We start from the raw sequence: 12,969 nt of genomic DNA, 5'->3' as shown, positions 1-12,969 counted from the left end.
ATATATTACTACTATTAATCACTACCCGTTATTAAAAGGTCATCTCTCACTGTTATTAATAGTTTTTGATCAGCGATAGCTTCTCCTTCTACCACTTCTAATGATTCGATATAACCACTGATTCCCACTTTAATTTCCACTTGCTGCTTATCTATTGTTTCAATTAACGCTAATTTCTCCCACTCATATACGTAAGAACTCTCAGTAACAAATAATTTCTCTACTTTCCCGTAACAAGGACTATACACGCCTTCTATAACCGTCTTCACTTTATAAATTCCTCCCTCTTATTCATTGGCACTGAAACGTTGCATAACCTATAAAGATTCCTAATCCCCCTACTCTTTAAATTTAGAGATCTCAACTACTATTCATGCAAAATACGTACCAACCTCAACACCTATGTAAAATTGGGATTTCTTACGAAAAAAATCTGCATAACCGCAAAATTTTTCTATCATTTGAAAAGTTTTAAGAGAAAATAGCAAAAAAATTTTGCGATTTTATGAGAATTTTAATAAAATTATAAAAAGTCAGTCTTCATAGGGTATAACGAGGAGAAGATAATACATGCATACAGAAGAAATCAATTTTAAAAAGATTATTGAAATGAATATGCTATATGAAACTTTACTAAATGAACTAGATATTGGGATTCATATTATTAATGAGGAAAGTAAAACGATTATCTATAACCGCAAAATGATGGACATTGAATCAATGGATCGTTCTGATGTGCTAGACAAAAATCCTTTAGAAGTATTTGCATTTGAAGAAAATAAAAATAGTACTCTTATAGAAGCATTAAAACTTGGAAAAACAAACAAAAATATAAAACAAACGTATTTTAACAATAAAGGACAAGAGATTACGACGATTAACGATACTTTTCCTATAATAGAAAATGGAAAAATTAAAGGCGCTATTGAAATTTCAAAAGAGATTAGTCATTTAAAGCAAACAATGAAAACGAACCTTTCTCGCAAACAAAATACTAAGTTTACCTTTGATCACATAATTGGTGATTCTAGAGCTATTCAATCGGTCATTGCAGAGGCAAAGAGAGTAATACGTACATCCTCCTCCATACTTATCATTGGAGAAACAGGGACCGGTAAAGAGCTATTTGCGCAAAGCATCCATAATGAAAGCCAGCGTTCAACAAAACCATTTATTTCGCAAAACTGTGCCGCTATACCAGAAACCTTAATGGAAAGTCTACTATTTGGTACAAATCGAGGTGCTTTTACAGGAGCAATAGATAAACCTGGTTTATTTGAAGAAGCAAACGGCGGGACTTTGTTATTAGATGAGATCAACTCATTAAGTCCAACACTTCAAGCTAAATTGCTGCGGGCTATACAAGAAAAAACAATACGAAGAATCGGAGGCACACAAGAAAAAGAAATTGATGTTCGTATTATAGCAACTATTAATGAAGATCCTCTTGAAGCCATAGCACACAATCGATTAAGGCAAGACTTATATTACAGATTAAGCGTTGTTACTTTATGTCTTCCACCTTTACGGGAACGAAAAGAAGATATTGCATATCTTGTTCAACACTTTATTGAAAAATACAATATCCAATTTGATCTTAGCGTAAAAGATGTAGATTTAAACGTAAATAACTTCTTCTATAAATACGATTGGCCTGGTAATGTGAGAGAACTAGAACATATAATTGAAGGCTCCATGAACTTAATAGAAGATGAAGATATCATTACAGCGTTCCATATGCCAACGCACTTTCGCGAACTAGCAAAAAAGGAACTCAATATGCAGACTCCGCTAACTAGTCACAATACTGATACGCCACAAAATTTAAAACGTATAATCGAAGAAATGGAAAAGAAATATATCCATCAAATTCTTAAAGAAAATAAAGGTAATATCTCACAAGCCGCAAAATTTTTAGGATTAAGCAGACAAAACTTACAATATCGAATTAAAAAATTGCATTTACACATTTGAAATAAATTGAAACTTTAATTAGTGGGGGTTTTGTCCATTCCCCACTGATTATTAGCCCACACCAATTGGGCGTTTACGGGCAGCACGACTCCCACCTAACTCCCTCGCATTCGCCGAATTTTGATGTGGGAGTCTTACTGCCCGCAAATAGCGGGATGAATATCTCTCCAAGTGTAATTAATCATTTGGAAAAATATGTTACAATATACATGTGACCTGATAGAAAGGGGCGATATATATGAGTAATGATAACAAGTTAAAATTATTACACTATTTAGGCCTTTTCCCTACCATCCTATGTATAATGCTATTCATTGATATGAGCAGCTTTCCTCATGCAAAGCTATTAGGCATAATTAGTGGCTCCTTTGCAGCTATTATGCTTGCTGCTTTTTGGAATTTGAAGCTACGTATGAAGAAAGAAAAATCTTCTTAATTTCAAAGTGCAAAAAAAATCGAGCCTTATCAGCTCGATTTTTTTACTTATTATTAAAATTCAACATTCTCCAAATACAAACCACTCGCCTCAGCAAGGCAATTAATTTGATTACGCTGTTTTTCCTCTAAAATGTTTGGAATTGCGTCCGCCTCTAATTGTCCTAATCCAACTTCAATTAATGCTCCAACAATTTTTCGCACCATGTTATGAAGGAATCCGTTACCACTTACTCTAATTTGTACAAATCCTGATTCTTCGAAAACATCAAGTGTATACACTTCTCGAACCATAGATTTTTTCTTAGACTTTGCATTTGAAAAAGCAGTGAAGTCATGTGAACCAATTAAATGTTTCGCAGCTTCTTTCATGCTTTTTACATTTAATTGTTTATTCACGTGCATGCTGTATTTACGCATAAATGGGTTCGTATGCTCTTCATTCCAAATTTTATACAGATATGTTTTTGCTTTAGAATTGTAACGAGCATGGAAACGATCTGGTACTTCTTCTACACTCGTAATACTAATATCATTTGGTAAATATTGATTTAAATACTTTTTCACTTTATGTTCTACTAACTTCTCATCACTTTGAAAGTTAGCTACTTGATTCAAAGCGTGTACACCAGCATCCGTTCTACTACAGCCGATAATTTCAGTTTCTTTTCCGACCATTTCAGATATTATACTTTCGATTTTCCCCTGAATCGTATTGTCATTATTCCCAAGACGTTGCCACCCTTTATAACGCGCACCGTCATATTGAATCGTCAATTTATAATTGTTCATCGTATTCTCCTTACTTCCATTCGCTAAATAAAATATACCCTCACATAACTCCTGCTTTGTGAGGGACATATCCTTATTGAATGTTACTTTCTAACAAGTTTCACTACATTTTCTACATGAGCTGTATGTGGGAACATATCAACTGGTTGCACATACTCCACTTCATAACTCTTCATTAATGTTTGCACATCACGTGCTAATGAGGATGGATTACAAGACACGTAAACAACTTGTTTCGGTTTCACTTTTAAAATCGTTTCAAGTAATTTATCATCGCAACCTGTACGCGGTGGATCGACAACAATGACATCTGGACTCCAGCCTTCTTTCACCCATTTCGGTAACCATTGTTCTGCTTTACCAGCTTCATACTTTGCATTTGTGAATCCGTGGCGTTTTGCATTTTTCTTTGCATCTTCAATCGCTTCTGGAATTACATCCATACCACGTACTTCCGCTGCATCATTCGCAAGCCAAAGTCCAATTGTACCGACACCGCAATACGCATCCACAATCTTCTCGTTTCCTGTTAAAGCAGCTGCTTTTTTCGCTTCATCGTATAAAACAACCGTTTGTTCTGGATTTAATTGGAAAAATGCGCGTGCTGATAATTCAAATGATAAATCACCTAGTGTTTCTTGAATTACTTCTTTTCCAGCTAATTTAAATGTTTTATCCCCGAAAATAACAGATGTTTTACGCCAGTTTACGTTTTGCATAATTGATTTAACACTTGGCATTTGTTTTTGTACTTCTGCGATAAATTGATCTTTATTTGGTAATTCTTCTTTTGTTGTAATAAGTGTGACTTGCACTTCCCCTGTTTGAACTGCAGTACGTGTCACAATTGTGCGTACTAAACCTTTTTGTTTTTTCTCATTGTAAATAGAAACATTTAATTTTTCTAATATACGTCTTACAACTTTTGTCGCTTCATTCGTTGCTTTATGTTGAATCATGCAATGAGAAATATCAATTAACTGATGTGAGTTTTGCTTATATAACCCTGTAATAACCTTTTCGTCTTTACGCCCCACTTGCAATTGACTTTTATTACGATAATGCCATGGATTTTCCATACCAAGCGTCGGGCGAATTTTCTCTTCTAGACTGTCATTCATATACTTCTCGAATGCTTGTACAACGATATCACGCTTTTGATTTAATTGTTCTTTATAATCTAGGTGCTGCAATTGACAGCCACCACACTCCTCATATACTGAACATGGTGCTTTCACACGATGTGGTGATGATTTACGAATTTTTTTCACTTTCGCTTCAGCGAAGCCACGCTGAATTTTCGTTGCTTCAGCAACAACTTCTTCTCCTGGTAATGCCCCTGGAATGAAAACAACTTGTCTCTTAAAATAACCAACGCCTTCTCCGTTAATCCCAAGACGTTTAATTGTCACAGGAAACGTTTGACCAACTTCCAACTTACTCTCTTGTTGCTCTTGTATCATTATTACACCTCTACTCTATACTTTTCCATAAATATAACGCTGCATAACTGCAATATGGTTCACACTCTTGTTTCACTTTTTCTAAAAATGCATCATCAGGCTTATTATCTAATTGAAATACACCTTGAAGTGCACGCCTAATCCCGATATCTGCTTCTGGAAACATGTTTTTCCGGCCAAGCCCAAACATTAAAAAGTTTTGCACTGTCCATGCTCCAATACCCCTTATTGGTAACAATTGTGCCGATACTTCTTCTTCTGTTTCGTTTTCTATCCTTGCTAAATCTAATTTACCGCCTGCAATATGTTTTGCTAATCCTACTATATATTCGGCTTTTCGCTGACTAAACTTCTGCTCTCTCAATTCCTCTATTGAAATATTCGCTACTCTTTCTGGTGTTGGGAAAAAGAAAACGCCGTTCTTCTCTGTCCCATATCGTTTTACAAATTGATCTGTTAGCACCGTAGCAAATTTCAAATTTATTTGTTGATGAATAATACAACGAAGAAGACAAGCGAAATAATCAAATTCTAATATAATTGGAGTATAAGCATATGTTTCAAACAGTGGACGTAATGATGTGTTTAAAAAATGATCTTGTATATTTTGAAACGGTTCATTCCAGTGAAAAATGGACCTCATTCGTTTCATTACTTTCTCTTGATCTCCTGCCTGACTAGAAATCCAAAACTGTGGATTTTGAACAGTACCAATCCCTTGCAAACGAACAACAATTTGTTCTTCGTCTATAAAAAGCGGGACATAAATTACTTTTTCGTCTAATTGAATGACGTTTAACGGGTCGAAAGCTAAACGCTTTAGCACTTCTTCAAAATGGTACGGATATTCTAACGTAACATGTTCGCTCCACATACGTTTCCCCATCCTTTTTACACATCATTATAGCATGAGAAAACCGCAAGCATACATGCTTACGGTTGATTGCTTTTTACTAAATCATCTAGGCTTTTAAAATGATACCCTTTCTCGCGCAAATCATCAATGATTTTCGCAAGTGCTTCTGCATTATCTTTTGATATTGCATGAAGTAACAAAACAGATCCTGGATGAATCATAGTCATTACATTATTATGAGCGTATTGCCATCCTCTTTGCTGATCTACTTTCCAATCAAGAAATGCCAGCGACCAAAACACGTTATGATATCCCATTTCTTTCGTAAGAGCTAACGTTCTTTCGCTAAATACACCTCGCGGAGGGCGTACATATTTAACTTCTTTTTGCCCTGTTACTTTTTTAATCTCTTCCGTTACGCTCGTTAATTCTTCACGAAGTTTTGCATCATTTACTGTTGTAAAATCTGGATGACTCCAAGAATGATTACCAATAATATGTCCTTCATTTTTCATTCTTAATAATAAATCTTTTTGTGTTTTTATATAATGTCCCGTCACAAAGAAAGTTGCTGGTACTTTTTTCTCCTTTAATACATCTAAAATCTTTCCTGTGTATCCATTTTCGTATCCATTATCAAATGTTAAATAAATATCTTTTTTCTTCGTATCTCCTAAATAAAACCCACCATTTTTTTGTAGTAATTCTGTATATAGTTTCCCTGCATCTGGCACCGTTTCATTTTTAGGACGTGGGATTCCCCAGTTATGTGGTGTATTCGTATAAGCAAATGTTGAAACTGGAACAAGTGCCATCATAATTGAAAAAATGAGACCTATATATAACCATTTATATTTCATAAATAGTCTCCTTTCCATATATAATCGTACCTGTAGTTTCTGTTTCCCTGCTTTCTTTCATGCTGAACATGTTTTTCTATATATACCAAAAAATGCACCTCGAATAATTCGAGATGCATTTCTCTTTACTTAAATACAGGTTCTTTAAAGCTCGCCAATTTTTCAAGTGATGTTTTATCAACATCAGCATGTAGACTTTTACCATGAGAATCCATCGTTACAACTGCTTTAAAACCATCGATACGTAAATGCCACATTGCCTCTGGGATACCGAATTGTAAGAAATCAACATCTTTCACTTCTTTAATACATTCAGCATAATATTGTGCTGCACCACCAATTGCATTTAAGTACACACCACCGTGTTCTTCTAAAGCTGCTAATGTTTTAGCACCCATACCGCCTTTACCAATTACAGCACGAATACCGAACTTTTTCATAATATCGCCTTGATATGGCTCTTCACGAATGCTTGTCGTTGGACCTGCCGCTTTAATTTGCCAATTGTCATTCTCATCTTTCACTACAACTGGACCGCAGTGATAAATAATTTGTCCCTTTAAATCTACTGGACAATCGTTGTCCATTAAATGTTTATGAATCGCATCACGTCCTGTATACATCATGCCGTTAATTGTAACAACATCACCAACACGAAGTTCACGAATTTGCTCTTCTGTAATTGGAGCTTGTAATACGATTTCACGCTGCTCTGTTTGTTCTTGCGCAGCATCTTGCTGAAGTGTATCTTCACCTTCCTGGTACAACCAATCCATAATTTCACCTGTTTCAGGATGAATTGTTACACCAAGACGACGATATGCCCAACAATTATATGCAACAGATACGTAGAAGCTCGCTGGCAAACGATTATATACTCCAACTTTGCAACCTAATAAAGTTGTTTCTCCGCCAAATCCCATCGTACCAATGCCAAGCTTATTTGCATTCTCTAATACGTACTCTTCAAGCTTTTGTAATTCTGGAACTGAATTTACATCATCTAATGTACGGAATAATTGATTTTTTGCTAATTCGTAACCTGATGTGCGGTCTCCCCCGATACCGACGCCGATTACCCCAGCGCTACACCCTTGCCCTTGCGCTTGATATACTGCATGAAGAAGGCATTTACGAATTCCTTCTAAATCACGCCCAGCTCGTCCAAGTCCTTCTATTTCACAAGGCAAGCTATATTGAATATTTTTGTTCTCACAGCCCCCGCCCTTTAAAATTAAACGTGCATCAATGTAATCTTTTTCCCATTGTTCAAACTTAATAACAGGTGTACCTGGTCCTAAATTATTTCCGCTATTGTCTCCAAAAAGAGAATCAACAGAGTTTGGACGAAGTTTACCATCTTTTGTCGCCCGCTCAAGCGCACTATAGATAGCTTCCTTCAGTTTTAATTGATTCACACCAACTGGTGTATAAATTTTAAACGTTGGCATCCCTGTATCTTGGCAAATTGGCGAGATATTATCATCTGCCATTTTAATATTATTCGTAATTGTGCCAAGTGCCATAGCCGAACGAGTTCCTGCATTTTCTCGTTCTTTCGCTTGTTGAATTGCGCGACGAACATCTTTCGGTAAGTTCGTTGACGTTTCAACAATTAGTTGATACATGCTTTCTTGAAGCTTTTCCATTGTTACTTCCCCCTCAATTGTGAACGCTACCAAAACGTTATGAAATGAAAATTCCATTGTTATACTCTTCAGCTGTTTATTTATCCCGCTATTTGCGGGCAGTAAGACTCCCACCTCAAAATTCAGGTGGAGCAAAGAAGTTAGGTGGGAGATCAACTGCCCGTAAACGCCCGATTGGTTCAACTAATACTCAGTGGGGAATGACCCCCACTGAGTAAAGTTTCACTTTATTTCACGCCATTAAAGGTTAAATGAAATTTTTCACAACTTGATTATACCTTTTTTTCTATATTCCTTCTATTATCCGTACAGAAAAAGGCTGCCAATTTTGTAGTGGCAGCCTTTTTAATATATTATTCGTCTTTTTTAAATTGCTCACATTTCAGTTCTAATTCATCTAACATTGCAAGAAGACGATCTACATCTTCTAATTCTACCTCTTCTGGTTCAATCGTATCAATTACTTCAATGAACATATTTAAACGTTTTTTCAAATATACTAGTTGTGAATCTTTATCTTGAATTGCTTTTCCCATGAAGGCACTCTCCTTTTAATTCGAGTTGCTTTTATTATACCGCAAAAATGATGGATATGGGCATGTAATTTCATCAAATTTGTCGCAGTAATTCATTATAATGTAAGCCCTCTCTCTTTTTTCACAAAAAAGTTTCACTTTATAAAAAGCACATATTCTTCTATTATAGAGAATGGACAAATTGTTATTTCAATAGTCAAAGGAGTATTTCATATGACGATATCACAAATAATGAAGCCGATTACTCCTTCTTACGATCCATGGGAAGCGTATATGGACCTTGAAGAGTACGGCAAACTACTATTAACAAACGTTGAGTTTACAACGACGACGTTATGCAATATGCGTTGCGAGCATTGCGCTGTTGGTTACACATTACAGCCGAAAGATCCAAATCCGCTTCCGATGGAGCTTTTATTAAAACGATTAGATGAGATTCCTTATCTGCGTTCTTTAAGTATTACAGGCGGAGAACCTATGCTTTCAAAAAAATCCGTCGACAACTATGTAACACCACTCTTAAAATACGCCCATGAACGAGGCGTTCGCACTCAAATCAACTCAAACTTAACTATAGATTTAGCACGTTACGAACAAATTATTCCCTACTTAGATGTATTGCACATTTCACATAACTGGGGAACAATCGATGACTTCGTTGAAGGCGGATTTGCAATGATGGAGCGTAAACCTACTTATGAACAGCGCGCTAAATTATTTGAAAGAATGATTACAAATAGTAAAGCTCTATCAGAGGCAGGTGTACTCGTATCAGCCGAAACTATGTTAAACAAACGAACTCTACCACATATTGAACATATTCACCGTCAAATCGTTGAAGAAATGGGCTGTAAACGTCATGAAGTGCACCCAATGTATCCGAGTGACTTCGCTAGCACACTTGAAATTTTAACAAAAGAAGAAATTCGAAATGCAATTGAACATTTATTAGAGATCCGTGAAGAAAATGTATGGATGTTATTTGGAACATTACCTTTCTATGCATGTAGTGATGATGAACGTGATTTATACACATTGAAGAGATTACATGAAAGTAAAAATGTAACTGTCCGCAATGATCCAGATGGTCGTTCTCGTTTGAACGTAAATATTTTCGATGGAAATATTATCGTGACCGATTTCGGTGATGTCCCGCTTCTAGGTAATGTACAAACAAATACACTACAAGAAGCTTACGACAAATGGTGTGACTCAAAAACAGCAAAATCATTAAGTTGCCATTGTCCTGCCGTGAAATGCCTTGGACCAAATGTTCTTGTAAAAAATAGCTACTATCCAAAAGAAGATTTCTTATCAAAAACATCAAACATTATGTTATAAAGTGAAACTTTAATCAGTGGGGGTTTTATTCATCCCCCACCGATTATTAGCCTTCACCATTCGGGCGTTTACGGGCAGCAGGGCTCCCACCTAACTTCTTTGCTCCAGCCGAATTTTGAGGTGGGAGTTTTACTGTCCGGCAAATAGCGGGATAAATAAAAAACGTCAGCTTATAGGCTGACGTTTTTTATTTCATTGTGAATGTGATGAAGAAACAAATTTAAAAAATAAATGATCATGAATTGGAATAGCAGCTCCGATTCCTTGAGATGTAATATTTTTCACGACAAGTCTTTTTTGATTCCCTTTTAACACAAGGTAGACTTCTCCAAATGTTACTTTTCCTTTTTCATTTACTGCTGGTGTATACGCATATAAATATCCAATTTGACTTGGACTAATATTATAAACACGCTCATGTCCGGTACCATAACCAATGGTTGTTTTAAATGAAAGTGGCAATTGTACTTTTTCAAGCGCTTTTAGAAGCATCATTTTTTTCACATCTGTGGCATCTTTCATATCTGCTGTTAAATCACCTTCGATTGTCTTTTGGGTTTCTTGCTTATAGCGAAGTGGGTATAAGCGATCCCCTCCGCGATTATCGTACACATTGCGATTCACTTGCTTATATTCCCAATTAATCGATGTATCTATTGACTCATAATTTAATGCCCATTGACCTAAATAAATTTTCGCCCGGTATCCTACCGCAAGCGGTGCATTCGAAATTGTTGTTTCATTAAACATTCGAATTAAATCTGGATTTTCAATTTTGATATTTGCTGTTTTCAATAGTTCTTGCGCAAACTTACTTGGCTGTAAACGCGGTAAATCTTGTGCATCATTCGGAAATGTATTATCTTTTGAAATATTTAAAACAGATGAAGGCATTTTTACTTCTACCGGTGTCTTTGCAAAACTACTGTTAGGAAATAATAAAATAAACGAGACCATGGTTGAAAGACATATGCTGTATACTCGTTTCACCTGTCTGGCTCCTTCCTACATAAAGGTATATAAATCTGTATTTATTGTTTTCCCTCTGAAGCATTGTTATCCCTATTTTTCATAATAAATAAAAACCAATTCCCATAATGACATACGCCGCTAATAAAGTGCCTCCTTCAAACCAGTTTGTATCCCCATCATTTGAAATCGCAATGGTTAAGAAAACAGCTGTAATCATAGAAACAAGTTCTGGTATTGTAAAGACTAAAGGCATCTTTTGTGCAAAAAGCATCGAAAGAAGTACTAACACAGGAGCAACAAACATGGCGATTTGTAATGTAGAGCCTACTGCAATTTCTACTGCGATATTCACTTTATTTTTATATGCCATAATAATCGCAGATGCATGTTCTGCTGCATTACCAACAATTGCAACGATAATAACTCCTATAAATAACTCTGACCAGCCAAACGACTTTGCGACCGTTTCAAAAGTATGTACAAGGGCCTCTGACACATAAGCAACTGCAAGTGTTGCTATCGCTAAAATGAGTAGCGCTTTACCCTTTGACCACTCTGGCTCTTCCTCATGCGCTACTTCATCACTTTTATGTTGATATACACCACGGTGCGTAACTAACTTAAATAGCAATGCAGCAAGGTACATAATAATCATGATAATAGAAACACCAATACTTAATTGATACGTCTTTCCAGCATCCATCTTCATTGAAAAAATCTCTGGAATAACAAAGGCTACGACAACAGCGAATATTAATAAAGCTGAATTATGTCTTGCATCATAAACATTGAAACTTTGTCTTTTATACTTAAGGCCACCTATAAAGAAGGATAGCCCTCCTACCAGTAATAAGTTTCCAAGTACAGAACCAGTTAAGGAAGCTAAAACAACTTCTGTTAACCCTGCCTGAAGTGCAAAAATTGAAATGATAAGTTCAACGGCATTACCGAAAGTGGCATTTAATAAACCACCTATCCGAGGCCCAGAAACGATTGCTAAACTTTCTGTCGCCCTCCCCATAAAACCAGCTAATGCAATAATAGTAATGCAGTATACAGCAAACATAATGGTTTGTGGCCAATGAAGTGTTTTTCCGATTACAGAAAGTGGTACACCTATAAGCGCTACTGTAAGAAATATTTTATTAAACATGCTTTTCATCCTTCCATCGTATGTATTTCTCCTCGATATTATTATTATTCATCTCCTAACTTGTCCGATTTCATCACAATTACGTTTAAAAAATCGGATTGAAGAAAACAGTATGAAAGATATTTAAATTATCTTGTTCAGACAGAAAAAATTACGAATTATGAAAAGAGGCTAAAAATATGCACTTAAAAGAAAAAATCGCAACTATTATTCAAGGTCAACGTACTGGTGTATTATCTACTGTACGTAACGATAAGCCACATAGCGCCTTTATGATGTTTTTCCACGAAGATTTTGTACTATATGTTGCAACAGATCGAAATTCAAAAAAGATAACAGATATCGAAAAAAATCCCAATGTACATGTACTACTTGGACGTGAAGGAAAGAAATTAGATGAAGATTACATTGAAGTTGAAGGTATAGCTTCCATCGAAGAAGATCAAACATTAAAAAACAAATTTTGGACTAATAGCTTAAAACGCTGGTTACTCGGTGCGGAAGACCCTAATTACGTACTAATAAAAATCAATCCCGATACAATTTATTACATCGATGGTGCTGGTACGACCGAGCCCGAGTTTTTACGACTTTAAAATGAAAACAAGCCCTTTAAGCGGGCTTGTTTTGTCGAAAGGTTCTTCTAAAAAAAATAATAAAATAGGTGGAACTTTCTAAAGATTCTGTTATATAATAGCAGTAACTTAAATAAACTGTATTAAAACAGATTGAGGGGAGAAATAAAAATTGATGAAAAGAGAAGAACGAAAAAACATGATTGAGTTTATTGAAAAGAAAAAAGGGATTGAACGTGACGAATTATTATTTATGACGGATGATGAAGTAGAACATATTTATAATGTAACGTACTTTTTATATGAAGAAATAGCAGAGTAGCATAATAAACCCCCACCTTATTAAAAATATAGGGCGGGGGT

At 35.6% G+C, this 12,969-nt stretch carries 14 protein-coding genes; 5 read left to right on the top strand and 9 right to left on the bottom strand.

Annotation, left to right across the window (positions count from 1 at the left end; genetic code table 11):
• Window positions 1-14: 14 nt before the first annotated feature.
• On the bottom strand, window positions 15-269 hold the full coding sequence (locus JTF23_RS14790) for a biotin/lipoyl-containing protein (RefSeq protein ID WP_204209082.1): 255 nt from the start codon (window positions 267-269) through the stop codon (window positions 15-17).
• Window positions 270-570: 301 nt separating this feature from the next.
• Here JTF23_RS14790 and JTF23_RS14785 point away from each other — a divergent pair, with 301 nt between their 5' ends.
• Together JTF23_RS14785 and JTF23_RS14780 are read left to right on the top strand one after the other, a co-directional pair.
• On the top strand, window positions 571-1,974 hold the full coding sequence (locus tag JTF23_RS14785; RefSeq protein WP_002159400.1) for a sigma-54 interaction domain-containing protein: 1,404 nt from the start codon (window positions 571-573) through the stop codon (window positions 1,972-1,974).
• 238 nt (window positions 1,975-2,212) lie between these two features.
• Window positions 2,213-2,410 carry a hypothetical protein gene (locus JTF23_RS14780; protein ID WP_204209081.1) on the top strand — a complete coding sequence of 66 codons (198 nt, stop codon included), beginning with the start codon at window positions 2,213-2,215 and terminating at the stop codon, window positions 2,408-2,410.
• A gap of 53 nt (window positions 2,411-2,463) precedes the next feature.
• On the opposite strand, the gene truA is transcribed toward JTF23_RS14780, so the two are convergent.
• The 6 genes from truA to JTF23_RS14750 form a co-directional block, all read right to left on the bottom strand.
• Entirely contained in the window at window positions 2,464-3,201 is a 738-nt protein-coding gene (truA, locus tag JTF23_RS14775; protein ID WP_199692946.1) for a tRNA pseudouridine(38-40) synthase TruA, read from the bottom strand.
• Window positions 3,202-3,284: 83 nt separating this feature from the next.
• Window positions 3,285-4,664: a 23S rRNA (uracil(1939)-C(5))-methyltransferase RlmD gene (gene rlmD, locus JTF23_RS14770; RefSeq protein WP_204209080.1), complete on the bottom strand. Its 1,380-nt coding sequence runs from the start codon at window positions 4,662-4,664 to the stop codon at window positions 3,285-3,287.
• A gap of 10 nt (window positions 4,665-4,674) precedes the next feature.
• On the bottom strand, window positions 4,675-5,538 hold the full coding sequence (locus JTF23_RS14765; protein WP_199692945.1) for a DNA-3-methyladenine glycosylase family protein: 864 nt from the start codon (window positions 5,536-5,538) through the stop codon (window positions 4,675-4,677).
• Window positions 5,539-5,597: 59 nt separating this feature from the next.
• Entirely contained in the window at window positions 5,598-6,380 is a 783-nt protein-coding gene (gene pdaA / locus JTF23_RS14760; protein ID WP_002201873.1) for a delta-lactam-biosynthetic de-N-acetylase, read from the bottom strand.
• Window positions 6,381-6,505: 125 nt separating this feature from the next.
• Entirely contained in the window at window positions 6,506-8,029 is a 1,524-nt protein-coding gene (gene fumA, locus JTF23_RS14755; protein WP_087945984.1) for a class I fumarate hydratase, read from the bottom strand.
• Window positions 8,030-8,382: 353 nt separating this feature from the next.
• Window positions 8,383-8,565 carry an SE1561 family protein gene (locus JTF23_RS14750; RefSeq protein ID WP_002091170.1) on the bottom strand — a complete coding sequence of 61 codons (183 nt, stop codon included), beginning with the start codon at window positions 8,563-8,565 and terminating at the stop codon, window positions 8,383-8,385.
• A 213-nt stretch (window positions 8,566-8,778) separates the two neighbouring features.
• Between JTF23_RS14750 and yfkAB the strand changes: the two genes are divergently transcribed.
• Window positions 8,779-9,906, top strand: coding sequence for a radical SAM/CxCxxxxC motif protein YfkAB (yfkAB, locus tag JTF23_RS14745; protein WP_204209079.1), 1,128 nt, complete (start codon window positions 8,779-8,781; stop codon window positions 9,904-9,906).
• Window positions 9,907-10,098: 192 nt separating this feature from the next.
• Here yfkAB and JTF23_RS14740 read toward each other — a convergent pair whose 3' ends face one another.
• Window positions 10,099-10,896, bottom strand: coding sequence for a YfkD famly protein (locus tag JTF23_RS14740; protein ID WP_204209078.1), 798 nt, complete (start codon window positions 10,894-10,896; stop codon window positions 10,099-10,101).
• Window positions 10,897-10,975: 79 nt separating this feature from the next.
• Entirely contained in the window at window positions 10,976-12,031 is a 1,056-nt protein-coding gene (gene cax, locus JTF23_RS14735) for a calcium/proton exchanger (RefSeq protein ID WP_002113759.1), read from the bottom strand.
• A gap of 179 nt (window positions 12,032-12,210) precedes the next feature.
• Between cax and JTF23_RS14730 the strand changes: the two genes are divergently transcribed.
• Window positions 12,211-12,627 carry a pyridoxamine 5'-phosphate oxidase family protein gene (locus JTF23_RS14730; RefSeq protein ID WP_002125015.1) on the top strand — a complete coding sequence of 139 codons (417 nt, stop codon included), beginning with the start codon at window positions 12,211-12,213 and terminating at the stop codon, window positions 12,625-12,627.
• A gap of 154 nt (window positions 12,628-12,781) precedes the next feature.
• Window positions 12,782-12,928, top strand: a complete 147-nt coding sequence (locus JTF23_RS14725; RefSeq protein WP_000817786.1) for a BH0509 family protein — start codon at window positions 12,782-12,784, stop codon at window positions 12,926-12,928.
• Window positions 12,929-12,969 lie beyond the last annotated feature (41 nt).

Origin of the sequence: Bacillus sp. RIT 809 (assembly GCF_016892495.1) — a bacterium.
Lineage (GTDB): Bacteria > Bacillota > Bacilli > Bacillales > Bacillaceae_G > Bacillus_A > Bacillus_A cereus_U.
The sequence above is the reverse complement of the archived record's forward strand: the minus strand, read 5'-3'. Positions and strand labels throughout refer to the sequence as shown.